Source organism: Acinetobacter sp. HY1485, from assembly GCF_027568475.1.
Lineage (GTDB): Bacteria > Pseudomonadota > Gammaproteobacteria > Pseudomonadales > Moraxellaceae > Acinetobacter.
In genome coordinates this window covers 184,192-201,781 of the sequence record NZ_JANKZG010000003.1, presented here as the reverse complement: position 1 = coordinate 201,781, position 17,590 = coordinate 184,192, and the positions used below count along the sequence as shown (strand labels likewise).

19 protein-coding genes and 1 tRNA gene are annotated in these 17,590 nt (G+C 38.3%); 10 read left to right on the top strand and 10 right to left on the bottom strand.

The genetic code is table 11. The annotated features are described in order from the left end of the window. The first annotated feature begins 85 nt into the window (after nucleotides 1-85). Complete coding sequence (locus tag PCI70_RS04790) at nucleotides 86-220, top strand: hypothetical protein (RefSeq protein ID WP_269914210.1); 135 nt, start codon at nucleotides 86-88, stop codon at nucleotides 218-220. A 33-nt stretch (nucleotides 221-253) separates the two neighbouring features. Here the strand turns inward: PCI70_RS04790 and gatB are convergent, their stop codons facing one another. The 3 genes from gatB to gatC are packed head-to-tail and all read right to left on the bottom strand — an operon-like array spanning nucleotide 254 to nucleotide 3,526. Next, a complete protein-coding gene (gene gatB / locus PCI70_RS04785) occupies nucleotides 254-1,699 on the bottom strand; it encodes an Asp-tRNA(Asn)/Glu-tRNA(Gln) amidotransferase subunit GatB (RefSeq protein ID WP_269914209.1) in 1,446 nt (481 codons plus the stop codon). Beyond that, nucleotides 1,700-3,178, bottom strand: coding sequence for an Asp-tRNA(Asn)/Glu-tRNA(Gln) amidotransferase subunit GatA (gatA, locus tag PCI70_RS04780; protein WP_269914208.1), 1,479 nt, complete (start codon nucleotides 3,176-3,178; stop codon nucleotides 1,700-1,702). 36 nt (nucleotides 3,179-3,214) lie between these two features. Then, nucleotides 3,215-3,526 carry an Asp-tRNA(Asn)/Glu-tRNA(Gln) amidotransferase subunit GatC gene (gatC, locus tag PCI70_RS04775; RefSeq protein WP_269914207.1) on the bottom strand — a complete coding sequence of 104 codons (312 nt, stop codon included), beginning with the start codon at nucleotides 3,524-3,526 and terminating at the stop codon, nucleotides 3,215-3,217. A 127-nt stretch (nucleotides 3,527-3,653) separates the two neighbouring features. Here gatC and PCI70_RS04770 point away from each other — a divergent pair, with 127 nt between their 5' ends. The 6 genes from PCI70_RS04770 (at nucleotide 3,654) to PCI70_RS04745 (ending at nucleotide 8,319) form a co-directional block, all read left to right on the top strand. Further along, nucleotides 3,654-4,694 carry a rod shape-determining protein gene (locus PCI70_RS04770; RefSeq protein ID WP_269914206.1) on the top strand — a complete coding sequence of 347 codons (1,041 nt, stop codon included), beginning with the start codon at nucleotides 3,654-3,656 and terminating at the stop codon, nucleotides 4,692-4,694. A gap of 14 nt (nucleotides 4,695-4,708) precedes the next feature. Next, on the top strand, nucleotides 4,709-5,566 hold the full coding sequence (gene mreC, locus PCI70_RS04765; RefSeq protein ID WP_269914205.1) for a rod shape-determining protein MreC: 858 nt from the start codon (nucleotides 4,709-4,711) through the stop codon (nucleotides 5,564-5,566). Beyond that, the gene (gene mreD / locus PCI70_RS04760; RefSeq protein ID WP_269914204.1) at nucleotides 5,553-6,044 is read left to right on the top strand and encodes a rod shape-determining protein MreD; all 492 of its coding nucleotides are present in this window, start codon (nucleotides 5,553-5,555) and stop codon (nucleotides 6,042-6,044) included. Before mreC ends, mreD begins: the two co-directional genes overlap by 14 nt. Continuing rightward, nucleotides 6,032-6,607, top strand: a complete 576-nt coding sequence (locus PCI70_RS04755; protein ID WP_269914203.1) for a Maf family protein — start codon at nucleotides 6,032-6,034, stop codon at nucleotides 6,605-6,607. Before mreD ends, PCI70_RS04755 begins: the two co-directional genes overlap by 13 nt. 17 nt (nucleotides 6,608-6,624) lie before the next feature. Beyond that, a complete protein-coding gene (rng, locus tag PCI70_RS04750; protein WP_269914202.1) occupies nucleotides 6,625-8,079 on the top strand; it encodes a ribonuclease G in 1,455 nt (484 codons plus the stop codon). 87 nt (nucleotides 8,080-8,166) lie between these two features. After that, nucleotides 8,167-8,319, top strand: a complete 153-nt coding sequence (locus PCI70_RS04745; protein ID WP_269914201.1) for a PA1571 family protein — start codon at nucleotides 8,167-8,169, stop codon at nucleotides 8,317-8,319. On the opposite strand, the gene PCI70_RS04740 is transcribed toward PCI70_RS04745, so the two are convergent. Both PCI70_RS04740 and PCI70_RS04735 read right to left on the bottom strand, forming a co-directional pair. Continuing rightward, the gene (locus PCI70_RS04740; protein WP_269914200.1) at nucleotides 8,285-9,610 is read right to left on the bottom strand and encodes a WS/DGAT/MGAT family O-acyltransferase; all 1,326 of its coding nucleotides are present in this window, start codon (nucleotides 9,608-9,610) and stop codon (nucleotides 8,285-8,287) included. The two genes, PCI70_RS04745 and PCI70_RS04740, sit on opposite strands and share 35 nt — an antisense overlap. 38 nt (nucleotides 9,611-9,648) lie before the next feature. Beyond that, nucleotides 9,649-10,377: a phosphoadenylyl-sulfate reductase gene (locus tag PCI70_RS04735; RefSeq protein ID WP_269914199.1), complete on the bottom strand. Its 729-nt coding sequence runs from the start codon at nucleotides 10,375-10,377 to the stop codon at nucleotides 9,649-9,651. A 188-nt stretch (nucleotides 10,378-10,565) separates the two neighbouring features. Here PCI70_RS04735 and PCI70_RS04730 point away from each other — a divergent pair, with 188 nt between their 5' ends. Further along, a complete protein-coding gene (locus PCI70_RS04730; RefSeq protein WP_269914198.1) occupies nucleotides 10,566-11,756 on the top strand; it encodes a sugar transporter in 1,191 nt (396 codons plus the stop codon). Here PCI70_RS04730 and PCI70_RS04725 read toward each other — a convergent pair. The 3 genes from PCI70_RS04725 to PCI70_RS04715 form a co-directional block, all read right to left on the bottom strand. After that, nucleotides 11,757-11,832: transfer RNA gene (locus PCI70_RS04725), tRNA-Arg, on the bottom strand. It lies immediately after the preceding gene. Between the two features lie 57 nt (nucleotides 11,833-11,889). Beyond that, nucleotides 11,890-13,227: an amino acid permease gene (locus PCI70_RS04720; protein WP_269914197.1), complete on the bottom strand. Its 1,338-nt coding sequence runs from the start codon at nucleotides 13,225-13,227 to the stop codon at nucleotides 11,890-11,892. Between the two features lie 39 nt (nucleotides 13,228-13,266). After that, nucleotides 13,267-14,619 carry an amino acid permease gene (locus PCI70_RS04715; protein ID WP_269914196.1) on the bottom strand — a complete coding sequence of 451 codons (1,353 nt, stop codon included), beginning with the start codon at nucleotides 14,617-14,619 and terminating at the stop codon, nucleotides 13,267-13,269. A gap of 139 nt (nucleotides 14,620-14,758) precedes the next feature. Here PCI70_RS04715 and PCI70_RS04710 point away from each other — a divergent pair, with 139 nt between their 5' ends. Together PCI70_RS04710 and PCI70_RS04705 are read left to right on the top strand one after the other, a co-directional pair. Next, complete coding sequence (locus tag PCI70_RS04710; protein ID WP_269914195.1) at nucleotides 14,759-15,097, top strand: zinc ribbon domain-containing protein YjdM; 339 nt, start codon at nucleotides 14,759-14,761, stop codon at nucleotides 15,095-15,097. Between the two features lie 13 nt (nucleotides 15,098-15,110). Next, on the top strand, nucleotides 15,111-16,010 hold the full coding sequence (locus PCI70_RS04705) for a polyprenyl synthetase family protein (protein ID WP_269914194.1): 900 nt from the start codon (nucleotides 15,111-15,113) through the stop codon (nucleotides 16,008-16,010). 153 nt (nucleotides 16,011-16,163) lie between these two features. On the opposite strand, the gene PCI70_RS04700 is transcribed toward PCI70_RS04705, so the two are convergent. Both PCI70_RS04700 and PCI70_RS04695 read right to left on the bottom strand, forming a co-directional pair. Next, nucleotides 16,164-16,742, bottom strand: a complete 579-nt coding sequence (locus PCI70_RS04700; RefSeq protein WP_269914193.1) for a VOC family protein — start codon at nucleotides 16,740-16,742, stop codon at nucleotides 16,164-16,166. Then, a complete protein-coding gene (locus tag PCI70_RS04695; RefSeq protein WP_269914192.1) occupies nucleotides 16,732-17,589 on the bottom strand; it encodes an SPFH domain-containing protein in 858 nt (285 codons plus the stop codon). Before PCI70_RS04695 ends, PCI70_RS04700 begins: the two co-directional genes overlap by 11 nt. Nucleotide 17,590 lies beyond the last annotated feature (1 nt).

Sequence of the window (17,590 nt, the reverse complement as noted above, 5' to 3'; positions counted from 1 at the left end):
CTGTTATAGTTTTTTTGTGCTTATGTGTATCTATGCTTTGCTCGCACAAAACGAAATAATAAGTACAAATTAAGCGGAGGTGAGTATGAGCAAAAAGCAAAAATATGCTGACAGCAGTATTTCAAACAAAGCATTTAAGCACATTATCTTTTGGTTTGCATTATATGCAATTTTGTTCTGTGTGGGTGTGGTTTTTGCCGTTGGAGCAGATATGCCATAAAGGAAAAACCTCGCCTAAGCGAGGTTTTTTATATTAACCAAGCAGTTGTTTCATCAGTTGGTTAACTTGTGCAGGGTTAGCTTTACCGCGCGAGGCTTTCATCACCTGACCAACCAATCCATTGAATGCTTTTTCTTTACCAGATTTATATTCTTCAACCATTTTTTCGTTAGCTGCAAGAACTTCTTTGATAATCGCTTCAATTGCACCTGTATCGGTTTCTTGCTTTAAGCCTTTTTCTTCAATAATGGTATCAGCAGATTGACCTTCTGAATCCCACATGAAGCCAAACACTTGTTTGGCAATTTTACCGCTAATTGTATTGTCTACAATACGGGCAATCATGCCACCCAATTGCTGTGCAGAAACAGGGGATTGTGTAATTTCCAAACCTGCTTTGTTAAGCGCAGCAGAGAATTCACCCATTACCCAGTTTGCTGCTAATTTTGCATTACCTGCAAATTTCACAGTTTCTTCAAAGAAATCTGCAAGTTCACGGCTTAAAGTTAAAACACGCGCATCGTATTCGGTTACTTGATAGTTAGACACAAAACGCTCACGACGAACGGCAGGTAGCTCAGGCATATCTGCTTTAATTGTTGCAATTTGTTCGTCTGAAATAAGAACAGGTAACAAATCAGGATCAGGGAAGTAGCGGTAATCTTGTGCTTCTTCTTTACTACGCATTGAACGTGTTTCGAGTTTATTTGGGTCAAATAAACGCGTTGCCTGAATAATTTTACCGCCACTTTCTAGCACATCAATTTGGCGTTCAATTTCAACTTCAATTGCTTTTTCAATAAAGCGGAATGAGTTAATATTTTTTAGCTCACAGCGTGTACCAAACTCATCACCCGGACGACGGATTGACACGTTACAGTCACAACGGAATGAACCTTCTGCCATATTACCATCTGAAATGCCTAACCAACGTACAAGCGTATGAATAGCTCGTACATAAGCCACGGCTTCTTCTTTTGAGCGCATATCGGGTTCAGATACAATCTCAAGTAAAGGCGTACCTGCACGGTTTAAGTCAATACCTGTCATGCCTTCAAAATCTTCGTGTAAAGATTTACCAGCATCTTCTTCTAAATGAGCACGTGTAATACCAATACGTTTTGTTGTGCCATCTTCTAGATGAATATCAATGTGACCTTTACCCACAATTGGGTTATCCATTTGGCTAATTTGATAGCCCTTTGGAAGATCTGGGTAGAAGTAATTTTTACGTGCAAATACAGATGCTTGATCAATGTAAGCATCTACACCTAAACCAAAACGAATTGCTTTATCAACCACTTCTTTATTGAGTACAGGTAGTGTACCCGGCATAGCTAAGTCTAACAGGCTTGCTTGTGTATTAGCATCTGCACCAAACGCCGTGCTAGAGCCTGAGAAAATTTTAGTATTGGTATTAAGTTGTGTATGGATTTCTAAACCAATCACCACTTCCCAACCATCAATCAATTGTGCCATTTATACGTTCTCCTCAGCAATTGCCGCACGTTGTGTGTGCCAATCTGTTGTTTGTTGGTATTGATGCACAATAGAAAGTAATTGTGACTCTGCCCAATATTGACCAATCAACTGTAGACCAATTGGTAAATGTTGTTGATCAAAACCAATTGGAGCGTTAATGGCAGGGTGACCCGACAAGTTTGCTGCAAGTGTGTATAAATCGCCTAAATATGTTTCAACAGGCGTACGTTTTGCACCAATTTTATAAGCAGTGGTTGGTGCTGATGGCGCTGCAATCACATCAACGTGTTCAAATGCTTTTAGGAAATCTTGCTGAATTAAACGACGTACTTTTTGTGCTTTAACATAATAGTCATCTGCATGACCTGCTGATAACGCGTATGTACCAATCAAGATACGACGTTGGACTTCTTCACCAAAACCTTCTGAACGTGAACGTTTATAAAGGTCTTCTAAATCTTTTGGATTTTCACAACGGTAGCCGTAACGCACGCCATCATAGCGTGATAAGTTAGATGCAGCTTCAGCAGGTCCAAGTAGATAGTAAGTTGGTACGTAGCTATCGACCATGGTGAGGTCGATTTCAACTAAAATAGCACCCATACTTTCTAAATGCTTTAAAGATGCTTCAACACACGCTTTAACTTCTGCATTTAACCCTTCTACATTAAAGTATTGCTTTGGAATACCAATGCGTAAGCCTTTAACGTTTGTTTGAGTTAAATTAGCAACGTAATCGTCTGTTGGCTTTTGAACAGAAGTCGAGTCAAGCTCGTCATGTCCTGCCATTACGTTCATTAGATACGCACAATCTTCTGCTGAGCGTGCCATAGGACCTGCTTGGTCGAGCGATGAGGCAAATGCAATCATACCGTAACGAGAAACACGACCGTATGTTGGCTTTAAACCTGTCAAACCACAAAAAGAAGCAGGTTGGCGAATTGAACCACCTGTATCTGTACCTGTCGCAAATGGGGCAAGATCAGCTGCAATTACAGCAGATGAGCCACCTGATGAACCACCCGGTACATGATCTAAATTCCATGGATTCTTGGTTGCACCATAATATGAGTTCTCAGAGGTAGACCCCATTGCAAACTCATCCATATTCACTTTACCCAAAGTGACAAGATGTGCATTTTTACCTTTTGTTACAATTGTTGCATCATAAGGTGAAATAAAATTATCTAGCATTTTAGAGCCAGCAGACGTACGGATGCCTTTTGTGCAAAAAATATCCTTATGTGCAAGTGGAATACCTGCAAGGATATGTGCATGACCTGATTTTAAAGCAGCATCGGCAGCATCGGCTTCAGTAAGTGCTTGTTCAGGGGTAACAGTAACATAGCTGTTAATTTGAGCATCAATTTTTGCAATACGGTTGAGGTAGTGCTGTGTAAGCTCACGAGAAGAGAATTTTCCTTCGTGTAGCCCACTAGAAAGTTCGCGAATAGATAAGCGATGTAAATCAGTCATAATATATTCTGTATAGTTTTGGCAAATTAAAAAATATTATTCAATTACGCGTGGAACAAGGTATAAGCCCTTTTCTTTATCAGGTGCAACTGATTGATATTCCTCACGATGATTAGTCTCAGTCACTACGTCTTCACGTAAGGGTTGAGCATTATCAAATGGGCTTTTCAGAGGCGTTACACCGTCTGTATTAATTCCTTTTAAGGTATCCATCATGTCTAAAATTTTATTTAGACTTTGTGCGTATTCAACAGATTGCGTATCATTGAGCGATAATCGAGCAAGATTGGCAATGCTCGTTATGGTTTGAGCATTAAAATCTGAATGCTGTGCATCCGATGTAGACATAACATCACCTAGTCACAAAAAAAAATGAAATATCGTAAGATATGATAAGCGATTGACTTGTTCAAATCATCACATTTAGTTAAAGTTGCCAACTTGCGTCCACATTTGTAAAAACTGGGAACGACCCGTGATTTTAAAACGACTAATTGGCTTGTTTTCGCCAGATCTCGCTATTGATTTAGGTACAGCGAACACACTTATTTATGCGCCTGGACGAGGCATTATATTAGATGAACCAACAGTTGTGGCGATTCGTCACAGTGGTTCACAAAAAATTGTTGCGGCAGTTGGTCTAGATGCAAAACAAATGCTCGGACGTACACCTGCTAATATTTCTGCAATTCGTCCCATGAAAGACGGTGTAATTGCAGATTTTGAAGTTACAGAAACCATGTTAAACCAATTTATTGGTAAAGTGCACGAAAAACGTTTATTTCCACCTGCACCGCGTGTTGTAGTGTGTGTGCCGTGTAAATCGACATTGGTTGAGCGCCGTGCAATCCGTGAAGCGGTTTATAATGCAGGTGCGCGTGATGTGCGTTTAATTGAAGAACCAATGGCAGCAGCAATTGGTGCAGGTTTACCTGTAGAGCAAGCATGTGGCTCGATGGTGGTGGATATCGGTGGTGGTACAACAGAAATTGCCATCATTTCACTTCAAGGCTGTGTCTATGCAGATTCATTACGCATCGGTGGTGATGTGTTTGATGAACAAATTATTAACTATGTACGTAAAGCCCATGGTTGCGTGATTGGTGAAACGACGGCTGAGCTCATTAAAAAAGAAGTGGGTATGGCAGTTGCAAGTGATAAAAAACTTGAAATTGAAGTTCGTGGACGTAACCTTGCTGAAGGTGTACCACGTTCAATTACGGTTAATTCAGATGAAGTGATGAAAGCCATTGCAGACCCATTACAAAGTATTGTGAGTGCGGTTAAATCTGCGTTAGAGCAAACGCCACCTGAGCTATCTTCAGATATTGCAGAGCGTGGTATTGTACTTACAGGCGGTGGTGCGTTGTTGCGTAACTTAGACCAAATGTTAGCGCAAGAAACAGGGTTGCCTGTGGTGGTTGCAGAAGAACCACTCACTTGTGTAACGCGTGGTGGTGGTAAAGTACTTGAGTACTTTGATAATCCAAACCACGATATGCTTTTTGTTGGATAACAAGGGATAAGGCGGTGCAACCGAATATTTTTTCAAGACAACCGCCATCTTTTCGCTCATTTATTATTGCGATAATTACATGCTTTGTGGTGCTTTTTTTTGATTGGCGTATGCCGTATGTCATTAAACCTGCAAGGGATGTATTATTTGCAGCCTATGGTCCAATCTATACGGTTGCAAGTTATCCTGTAATGTCGCGAGAGTGGTTAAACCAACAAACCAAATCGGAAGATCAATTGCGTCGAGAAAATACGGCGATGCAAGCAGAACTGTTACAAGCGCAAGTAAGATTACAGAAACTTTCTGAACTTTCGGCAGAAAATACACGCCTAAGAGGATTATTAAATACGCCTTTAATTATTGATGGGCGTATGGAAATTTCTGAAATTATTGGCACAGACCCTAATCCGCTACGCCATACGATTGTTGTCAATCGGGGTAGTGCAGAGCACATTCGTCAAGGACAAACGGTGCTAGACGATAAAGGTATAATGGGACAAGTGATTGATGTATATCCGCATAGTTCACGCGTTTTATTATTGTCAGATAAAGAAAGCTCACTGTCTGTGCGTGTAGAGCGAACAGGCATGCGTGCTATTGTTTCAGGTACAGGGAATTTAAATACATTACAAATGCAGTATGTGCCGACAAGCGCAGATTTAGTGGTAGGCGATTATATTTATAGCTCGGGTCTAGGAGAGCATTTTCCTGCGGGTTATTTGGTTGGAACTGTATCTAAAATTCAACGCCAAAACACAGGCGAGTTTGCACAAATTGATATTATGCCTGCAGGACAACTGGCAGGTGGACACTATGTTGTGGTTTTATTCTCAGATAGCTTAGCTAAGGAGCAACCTTATGCTCACCGCTAAATACGAATCACCTCGTAAAAAAGATCCCCTTATTTTTATTGTTTTATCGGTAATTGTTGGATCAATTTTAACGATTTATCCGATTACGTATGATGTAGCAGCATGGCGACCATATGTAATGATGCTCATCACTTTATTTTGGGTGATGTGTCAGCCTTCTTGGTGTGGTGTTTGGTTTGCTTTTGCAATGGGTATTTTTACAGATTTACTCACAGATGCACCGCTTGGACAAAGTGCACTTGCCTATGTCCTTATTACGTTTACTGCACGCTATTTTGTACGTGAAAAACGTGTTTTAACTTTTTTAAACTTATGGCTAATTGCTTTAATTGCAATTGTTGTCTATTTGTTGTTTATTTGGGTTACTCAGGTGATGTTTGGGGTAAGCTACCCTGTAATGCGTCGCTGGCCACCATTTGTAAGTAGTTTGATGATTTGGCCTATTATTTATTATTGTTTAAAAAAATGGCGCGTTTAATTTTAGCATCAGGCTCTCCAAGGCGAGCTGAACTATTAAAACAACTTGGGCTAAGTTTTGAACAGCTAAGCCCAGATATAGACGAAACACAAAAAGTAGTAGAACGTGCGTCAGATTATGTTGCTCGCTTAGCAAAAGAAAAAGCGAATACCGTGTTAAATAAGCATTTAGATGCAACTATAATTGCAGCAGATACCTGTATTTGTATTGATGGCCAGATTTTAGGTAAGCCAAAATCTAAGCAACACGCATTTAGGATGTGGCAGCAACTCTCTGGACGTACGCATCATGTGTTTACAGGCGTTTGTGTTGTAAATAAAGACTATCAAGAATATTGCGTCGTCGAAACACAAGTTAAATTTCAACAATTGAGCCTAAATGATATGGAATATTATTGGGCGACGGAAGAACCCCTAGGCAAAGCAGGGGGATATGCAATTCAGGGAATTGCTGCGTGCTATATTCCCGAAATTAAAGGCAGTTATACCAATGTGGTTGGTTTGCCTTTGCATGAAACCGTAATGTTATTAAAGGCGTGTTTACCGCAAAAAGAATTTTTATAACATTTTGAGCTTGAGTTATGTCTAATGAGTTACTCATTAATGTCACATCTATGGAGTGTCGTGTGGCATTGGTTGAAGACACGGTCGCCAATGAAATATTTGTAGAACGAACGATTAATCGTGGTTTGGTAGGCAATGTATACAAAGGTAAGGTCGTGCGTGTTCTACCAGGAATGCAAGCTGCATTCATTGATATAGGTTTATCACGTACAGCTTTTTTGCATATCAATGATATGGTTTGGCCGCGTGGACAAACAACACCTACGGTTTTTGAATTACTACAACCGGGGATGAACCTTATTGTACAAGTTATGAAAGACATGCTGGGTACAAAAGGCGCTAGACTCAGTACAGATCTTTCTATTCCATCTCGTTATTTAGTGTTGATGCCTTATGGACATCATATTGGTGTATCGCAACGTATCGAAAGCGCTGAAGAACGTGAACGTCTTAAGCAGATCATTGAGACAATTCAGTCTAAATATGAATTACCGGGCAGTGTCATTGTGCGTACAGCAGCCGAAGGAGTGGATGCTGAATCAATTGACCAAGATATGGCATATTTGGCAAAACTTTGGAAATATATCAAGCGTAAACAACAAAGCCTCACTGTACCATCACTTATTTTTGATGAAATTCCTTTGCCATTACGCGTTGTACGCGATTTAGCATCTGAAGCGACACAAAAAATTTATATTGATTCAGAAGAAGAACACAAAAAACTCAATGAATTTGTAGAAGAGTTTGTACCTCATTTAAAAAACCGTGTAATGCTGTATCAAGGCAATAAGCCTCTCTTTGACATGTACCATGTTGAAGAAGATATTCAGCGCGCACTACAAACACGTATTTCGCTTAAGTCGGGTGGTTATTTGATGATTGACCAAACCGAAGCCATGACCACGATTGATGTAAATACAGGTTCTTATGTAGGTGGACGTAGTTTAGAAGATACAGTTTATAAAACCAATATGGAAGCCACTGAAATTGTGGCACGCCAATTACGCTTACGTAATTTAGGTGGCATTATTATTGTTGATTTTATCGACATGCAAGAATTAGGACATCGGAACGAAGTTTTAAAGCAGTTTGAGAATTATCTTGCAAAAGATCATGCCAAAACCAAAATTACGCAAGTTTCTGAACTTGGCTTAGTTGAGATGACACGTAAGCGCACGCGTGAATCTTTAGAACACTTAATGTGTGAGTCTTGCCCAACGTGTCAGGGACGTGGATTTGTTAAAACAGCAGAGACCGTATGTTACGAAATATTTAGAGAACTCATGCGTTATGCGCGTAATAATCCAACACAAAAAGGTTTTACTTTGGTGGCGAATCCTGTGGTGGTTGACCGCTTATTGACCAGTGAGGCTCAAGCAGTGAAAGACTTAGCACACTTTATTGATATTGAAATTAAGTTTCAGGTTGAAAACCTTTATACTCAAGAACAATACGATATTATTTTTAAATAGGATATGCTTTGTTACAACTGCATATTTACTTTTAACTTACATTTCTCAATACTATAACAAGCCAAAGCGCCAAAATAGGAGTAAATGATGCAGTCTGTACAAGAACAACAAACAGAAGTTAAAAACCATTGTTATATGGTCGATGAAAATGGAAAAGAAATTCCAATCACAACCACAATGGTTCAAGAAATGTGTATTGAACTTCTTAATCAATGTCGTACGGTACAAAAGGGTGCTTAATCACCCTTAAGTACATTTCAATTTCTTCTGCCATATAGTCTAAAAGATTTTCTATGTTTGGAAGCAGATCTTGACATGCTACCAATCCCACTTCTAATTTATTCAAATAACTTGTAAGCGTAATATTAAGGGCTTGTCCATCAAATACCACAGACGCAGGATAAATAGATTCTAGTTGTAAACCGTTCCAATAGAGTGCTTCTTTAGGTCCTGGCACATTAGAAATAACAATATTAAATGCCTGCTTTTTAGGCACAATACCTCCCAAAATATTTAAGCCTGCTACAGAATAAACAAAAGCGCTATATCCAAAAATTTGATGTTGTGTCATGCGTTTAAACCGTGTTTTTGCATAATTAACACTTTTAGAAATTGTATGTGCACGTTGAATTGCATCTTCAGTATTGGTTGCTAAATTAGCTAAAATCATTGTCAGTCGATTACTTAAATCTGCATCTTCTTCGTTACGTACAGAAGCGGGTACCATTGCGACCAATGGTGTATCAGGTAATTGATTTTGTGACTTTAAATAATGACGTATTGCCCCAGAACAAAGGGTTAAAATTGTATCGTTAATGGTAATTTTTAGTGCTTGAGCAATAGTTTTGATGTGCTCTAAATTAAAAGATTGTGTTGCAAATAACCGTGATTGATTGATTTTTTGATTAAAAATACACGTCGGTGCTTGGAAACTTGTTACATAGTTTGGATTATGTTTACGGTCATGTAACAGGGCTTGTTTAAGTTCGGTGTAGACGACTTTAGTGCTTGTGAGTAGTGGGGTTATATTTTTAGGTGGTTGATTGCGTGTTCGGATTTTCTGTGTGATCCAAGGTAAAGCAAGTCTTGATGCATCAGGTTCAGGAGAAAAAGCTTTTTCCATCAGACGCATGGCTGCAATACCATCAACCATAGCATGATGAACTTTAACAAAGAGCGCAAACTGTTCAGAATTAAAACCATCAATGAGCTTACAGGTCCACAATGGTTTTTTACGGTTAAGTCTGATGGCATGTTGTTCTGCCACATAGTGATTTAAATTTGATGTTTGTACATATTCAAAATGATAGTCGATATCAAAATGTGTATTTTCTTGCCATTTAATACCTGACAATACGTCATTAAAAGGAGCAATAGGTGGCTGATCACTTTGTTTGATTTTTTCTACTAATTCTTGAATAAAATTAATATCTTGTGGTTTTTTAAATAAAAAGAGACCGCCCACATGCATAGGTTGGTGTTGCTTTTCTAAAGAGAGAAAAACAAAATCAAGAGGGTGTAGTGGGCGCATGTCTGTTCACTCGCGAGTTTAATAGCGAGCGCATTATATCAATTTAAGTTACCTGCATGTAAGCCACATTCTTTATGTGTTGCCTCTTCCCACCACCAACGCCCTTCACGTTCATGCTGATTAGGTAAAACAGGACGTGTACAAGGCTCGCAACCAATTGAAACAAAACCTTGTTCATGTAGTGGATTATACGGAATTTCCATCATACGAATATAATTCCATACGTCTTGGCTTGTCCAATTAGCAAGTGGATTGTATTTAATCAATTGTTTATCGGGTGCAGAAAAACCTGCATCAAATTCAATAATAGGCACATTGTTACGAGTAGGGCTTTGGTCCTTACGTTGTCCTGTAATCCAACCATCTAATGTCGCAAGTTTTTTGCGTAATGGCTGAACTTTACGTATACCACAACATTCTTGGTGCCCATCTTTAAAGAAACTAAACAAACCTTTTTGAGTGACAAGGTTTTGAGTAGCTTCACTCTCAGGAAAGCATACTTCTATATTAATGTTATAAAATTCTCGTACTTTTTCTAAAAACTGATAAGTTTGTGGGTGTAAGCGCCCTGTATCTAAGCTAAATACTCTAAATGGTTTACGCAAACGATAAGCCATATCAATGAGTACCACGTCTTCTGCACCCGAAAAAGAAATTGCAATTTCGCCTGTTTGATTGAGCGCAAGTTCTAAAATTTCTGAAGGAGATTTATCTGCATAGTCTTGTTTTAGCGCATCAATTAAATCTATTGTGGGAATAGTGGTCATTTTTTTTCCTAGCGGTTGGCTGTGTATAGTGTAGAACAAAATAAAAAATGGCTTTAGCAGGAATTGAGATATCTAAATATGATTTATTGGTTTTATGTGTTCATCTCTTATTTTTGTAAACATAACGCTGTATAATTATAATACTAAACTAATAATTTTCTCTCATATTTTTATAAATAAGCTTGCGTATGAATACAACTTCCCAACCAGTAACATCAGGTAGCTGGGTAAGTGTTATTGCTTTAGCACTTGCAGCTTTTATTTTCAACACAACAGAATTTGTTCCCGTTGCTTTACTAAGTGATATTGCAAAAAGTTTTAATATGGAAACGGCACATGTTGGGTTGATGATTACGATCTATGCTTGGGTCGTTGCACTAGCATCTTTACCAATCATGTTAATGACACGGCATATGGAGCGTAAGAAACTCCTTTTATCGTTGTTTGCTCTTTTTATTGTGAGTCATTTTTTATCGAGTGTGGCATCTAACTTTACAATTTTGTTAGTTAGCCGTATTGGTATTGCTTTGGCGCATGCTTTGTTTTGGTCAATTACAGCATCGTTGGCTATTCGTGTTGCACCCCCAGGTAAAGGTGTTCAAGCCTTAGGTATTTTGTCTGCAGGTACGGTGCTTGCATTAGTTTTAGGTATTCCGTTGGGTCGTGTTATTGGCGATTTATTTGGTTGGCAAAAAACATTTGCTTTAATTGGTGGTGTTGCCATCTTAACAGCAGGTGTTCTTGCGGCAAAATTACCGCCATTACCAAGTCAAAATACAGGCTCTCTATCAAGTTTACCTATTTTGTTTAAGCGTCCATCTTTAATGTTGTTGTTTGCTGTAACGATCATTGTCGTAACTGCACAATTTACAGCTTATAGTTATATTGAACCATTTGTGACCGATGTAGCACATTTTACGTCAGCACAAACGACAACTTTACTTCTTATTTATGGTGGTTCGGGTATTGTAGGGTCAGTTATTTTTAGTAAGTTGAGCCGTAAAGGACCAAAATTTTTTCCTATTTTTTCTGTGCTAGGTTTAGGTATCTGTATGTTATTACTTTTACCACTGGCGTTTAGTGTAGGTAGTATTTTAGGTTTATGTATTGTGTGGGGTGTTATTGTGATGATCTTTGGACTTGTTTTACAATCTAAAGTATTACAGTTGGCACATGATGCAACAGATGTGGCAATGTCGGTTTACTCAGGTTTATTTAACGTAGGTATTGGTGGTGGTGCATTACTTGGTAGTATTGTGATGACCCATTTAGGTGTTCAAAATATTGGTATTGTAGGTGGGGTTTTAGCACTAATTGGTTTAGTTATTACGGTGATTATGACGCGCCGTGACGACTTTATGCCAACCATTGAAGAATAATGGTACGCCCTGCGGGACTCGAACCCACGTCGGTCGCTTAGGAGGCAACTGCTTTATCCAGTTAAGCTAAAGGCGTGTAGGGCTAATTTAAGTGAAAAAAAAAGTTATTGCAATGCAATAACTTTTTTTTATTTTAGTCTTTTTTGGTTTTTAAAAATTTAAATAAACCGTACATGGATAAAATCCAAACAGGAATCATCAATACAGATTCTTTAAAGCCTTGCGTCCACATGATATACATCACTAAGCCAATAAAACTGATGCATAGATAGTTGCTCCATGGTGAAAATAAAGCAGGGAAATTAGTTTTAATCCCTTTAGTTGCTGCTTTAAATTTAAGATGCGTTAAACTAATCATCGCCCAATTTAAAACAAGCGCACCAACCACCACATACATTAAATGGCTTAAAGCATCTTCTGGTACAAAGTAGTTAAGAATTACACATCCAAAGATTAAAACAGCAGAGAACAACGTGGCATTAATAGGAACACCTTGTTTGTTCACTTTAGCTAATGCTTTTGGTGCATTGCCTTGTTGTGCCAAACTAAATAACATACGGCTATTAGCATACATACCACTGTTATATACAGATAATGCAGCAGTAAGGATAATAAAGTTAAGCAAATGTGCTGCCCAACCAATACCGAGTTGGCTAAAAATCATTACAAATGGGCTTTTATCTAAACCACCAAGTTGTAACTGATCCCAAGGTACAAGCGACAATAAAATGGTTAAAGATCCAACATAGAAAATTAAAATTCTAAATACGACTTGGTTAATCGCTTTTGGAATTGTTTCTTTTGGGTTTTCTGCTTCAGCTGCTGCCATGCCAATCAGATCAATACCACCAAATGCAAACATAATAAAGGCGAGCATATAAAATAAGCCATCAAACCCATGCGGGAAGAAACCGACATGTGTCCATAAATGGGTGACTGTTGCTCCTGAGTCTGACGTGATGAGTAGATATAAGCCAAACAAAATCATGGAAACAACGGCAACCACTTTAATAATTGAAAGCCAAAACTCTGACTCGCCATATACTTTTACATTAAGTGTATTAATGGCTGTAATAATCACAAAAAAGAACAGTACAGATGCCCAAGCAGGAATATGCGGCCACCAATAGTGAATATATTTGGCAACGGCAGTGAGTTCAGTCATGGCAACGAGGACATATAAAATCCAGTAGTTCCAACCTGTTAAAAAGCCTGGAAAACGTCCCCAATATTTATAAGCAAAATGACTAAATGAGCCTGAAACAGGTTCATGAGCAATCATTTCGCCTAAATGACGCAATATTAAAAATACAATAAAGCCACCAATCCCATAACCTAAAATAATGGAAGGACCAGCCGACTGAATGACTTGAGCAGAGCCTAAAAATAGACCCGTACCAATTGCACCACCCATCGCAATGAGTTGAATATGTCTATTTTTAAGACCACGTTGTAACTTTTCTTTACTCACTTGGATGTATAGCTCTAATATAAAGTTAAAGGAAATGGGTTATTTTTCATCTAGTTTAAACTTATAAAGAATAAATAAAACAAAAACCCAAAGTGGTAAGATAATCACAGACTCCGCAAAGCCTTGATTACACATGATATAAAGAACAAGCATAATAAATGCCAACACAACATAGTTGCTAGCGGGAGAAAATAATGCAGGAAATGCTGTTTTTTCGCCTTTTTGTTGCTTTACTTTTTTAAATTTAAGATGTGTACAGGTAATCATTGCCCAGTTAAGTACCAAGCCTGCCACAGAAATATACATTAAATGGCTAAGTGCTTTTTCAGGTACAAAGTAATTGAGAAGTACACATGCAAAAATTAAAACAGCAGAAAATAAAACACAGTAATAAGGTACACCTTGTTTATTGGTTTTCAAGAAAATTTGCGGTGCATTTTTTTGTTTTGCAAGACCAAATAACATACGGCTATTGGCATACATGCCACTGTTATAGACAGACAATGCAGCTGTAAGAATAATAAAATTGAGTAAATGTGCTGCCCAACTAAAGCCAAGCTGTTTAAAAATAAGTACAAATGGACTTTGTTCTAAGCTACCAAGCTGCAATTCATCCCAAGAGACTAACGATAATAAAATACTCAGCGAACCGATATAAAAAATCAATACACGAAACACGACTTGGTTAATGGCTTTTGGTATAGATTTTTTAGGTTGATCAGCTTCTGCTGCAGTCATTCCAATCAGCTCAATACCACCAAATGCAAACAAAATAAATGCCAGCATATAAAATAGGCCATCAAACCCATGTGGAAAAAATCCGCCATGTGTCCATAAATTGGTAAACGATGAACTTGGGCTCGGTGGTGCAAAAAAGAGTAAATATAGACCAAAGACAATCATGGCCAATACAGAAGCAACTTTAATTAATGCTAACCAAAATTCTGATTCGCCATAGATTTTAACGTTAAGTAGGTTAATGCCTGTAATTAAGATAAAAAAGAACAAAACAGATGCCCACGCAGGAATATGCGGCCACCAATAATTAATGTATTGCGCAACGGCAGTGAGTTCGGTCATGGCAACGAGTAGATAAACTACCCAATAATTCCAACCTGTTAAAAAGCCTGCAAAACGTCCCCAATATTTATAAGCTAAGTGACTAAATGACCCTGCAACAGGTTCTTCGACAATCATCTCGCCTAATTGGCGCATAATTAAAAAGGCAATTAATCCACCAATAGCATAGCCTAAAATAATAGATGGACCCGCAGATTGAATAATGTGAGCCGAACCTAAAAATAGACCTGTACCAATGGCACCGCCCATGGCAATGAGTTGGATATGTCTGTTTTTTAGGCTTCGCTTTAGATTGGCTGACTCGTCACTCACGAAACGGCTACTCGTTGATAAATGAGAAAGCATTGTAAATCATTGATGAAGTCTCGCATAGGCGTATGATTAACCAGACAACACCTTTGAAAAAGTTGCAGTTTCGGGTGATAATTGCGTTTTTACTTTGGGGAATACCATGACTGTACCTGCATGTCCAAAATGCCAATCTGAATATACATACCACGATGGTGATTTAATGATCTGTCCTGAATGTGCGCATGAATGGAAGGAAGGGGAACAAGTAGAACAAACGGCGACCATTTTAGATGCCAATGGTAATGCGTTAGCAGATGGTGATACTGTTTCTGTGATTAAAGATTTAAAAATTAAAGGGTCTTCTTCTGTTGTAAAAGTAGGAACAAAGGTGAAGAATATTCGCTTATTGCCTGATGCAGCGGATGGTCACAATATTGATTGTAAAATTACGGGTATTGGGGCGATGAAACTTAAATCAGAGTTTGTTAAAAAAGCTTAAGTGTGAGGAAAAAGTGACAGCATCTATTTATGCAGCGTATTTACAATCTGCACAACGACAAATTCAACTTGATTTAACGCAGGCATTAGATGCTTTTACTTTACCCGAACCTTTAAAATCTGCTGTTTATCATGCTGTGATGTTAGGTGGTAAACGTGTACGTCCTGCACTATGTTATGCCGTAGGACGTTTAAACCAAAATAAAAATTGGGCTGCTGTCCGCCGTGCTGCTGTTGCAGTAGAACTTATTCATTGTTATTCATTGGTACATGATGATTTACCATGTATGGATAATGATTTACTACGCCGTGGGCAACCGACATGCCATGTAGCGTTTGGTGAAGATACGGCTCTTTTAGCAGGTGATATTTTACAGTCTATGGCATATGAGGTGCTGAGTAGCCGTTTATTTGATGATATGACGGTAATTGAACCCTCTATTATGCTAAAGCAAATGCAGATTTTAGCCACTGCAAGTTCAAAAATGGTGAGTGGGCAGGTGCTGGATTTACAGTCAGAAGGTAAAAAAATAGATCAGGTCGCATTAGAAAAAATTCATCGTAATAAGACAGGTGCGTTGATTCAGGCAGCGATTACCATGAGTGCTATTACAGGTTTTACTGCGACAGATGTTGCTTTACCCAAGCTAAGACAGTTTGGTGAAGCGATTGGTTTGGCATTTCAAGTACAAGATGATATTTTGGATATTACTGCTGATACTGCAAGATTAGGCAAAACAGCAGGCAAAGATGTACAAGTTGAAAAATCAACTTATCCTGCATTGATGGGGCTTGAAGGTGCTAAACAATATGCAAATCAACTTCATGACGAAGCGTTAGAGGCTTTGGCACATTTTGGCACAGAGACAAAATTGCATTTAATTACTGAATTTTTATTAACGCGTAACTATTAATAGGGTTTCGCTAAAAATTAAACTCATCTGAAATCTGAAATCTGAAATCTGAAATCTGAAATCTGAAATCTGAAATCTGAAATCTGAAATCTGAAATCTGAAATCTGAAATCTGAAATCTGAAATCTGAAATCTGAAATCTGAAATCTGAAATCTAGACGAGTATTAAAGGTAGTGTAGGGCGACAATCATATATTGCTGAACTATCTTTAATTTTAATCGTCAATAAATACTCATTGCCTTGTTTAATTATAAGATCAGTTGCAGGTTGAATTTGGTTTGGTGTTGGTAATGTGATTTCTACGCGCTCTATAATAGGTGCTTGACGGGTTGATGCAGATAAAAATGACGCATAAAACCACATAGGTTCTTGAAGTGAATTATTTTTAGCAAGCTGAATCGTTAAATGCTCAGGTAAATAAGCAGGTTTATAGTTCCAAGTTTCAAAGTTTAACGTATGAGTGTTTGAAGGTCTAAAGCAAATACCAAAAGGACAGCTTTTTTGTGTAAATCGTTCATATAATAAAGTAGGTTGAGTTACAGGGCTTTGAGCCTCTTTTCCATTCTCAAGCCAAATGAGTTCAAGAAACATATTTCCAAAAAAGAAACGGCGGTTTTTAGTACCTTGCCCTATGTGTGTATTACCCTGACCTTCAATAAAGCCAAAGTTTTTTAAAACTTCAGCTTCAGGTGCACCATACTGCGTAAAAATCAGTATATGATCAATTTCCATGTTTACCCATAATGCCACGGATTGTATTTAAAACATCGGCAGGTAACACAACAGTTTTAGCATTATTGGATTTTGCCATTTCTTGCATTGCTTTGACGTATTGTTCGCCTAACAGATAAGAGACAGGCATTTCTTTTTCACCTACGGCAGAGGTAACCATTTCAATTGCTTTTTGGGATGCTTCTGCAAGTACAACTTGTGCTTCTGCTTCACGGCGAGAGGCTTCTAAACGTCCTTCAGCTTGTAAAATTGCAGCTTGTTTATCACCATCTGCTTTGGTTACAGCCGCACGGCGTTGACGTTCTGCTGCTGCTTGCGCTTCCATTGCAGCTTGCATGGTTGGAGATGGTTGAATATCTTGGATTTCAACTGTTTTGAGGGTAATACCCCAATCTGCAATATCATCTGCGATGGATGCTTTTAATCGGGCTTTGATATGTTCACGAGAAGAAAGCGCATCGTCTAAATCCATTTCACCGACAATAGCACGTAAAGATGTTTGTACAAGGTTTTGGATTGCCCAATGAAAATTCTCAATACCGTATACTGCCTTTTCTGGTACGGTCAGATTAATATAAGAGACTGCATTGATGACCAATACAGCGTTGTCGCGTGTAATCACCTCTTGTGAGGGTACATCTAAGACAATATCTTTAGTGGTAATTTTATAAGCTACTTCATCAATATACGGAATAACAATATTTAAACCGGGGTTAAGTGTGGTGTGATATTTACCTAAGCGTTGTACAATCCATCTGTAACCTTGTGGAACAATACGTACACCTTTAAAAATAGTAACGCCCACAAAAATAACAAAGGCAAGTCCAATAATTGTCGCGGTTGTCATA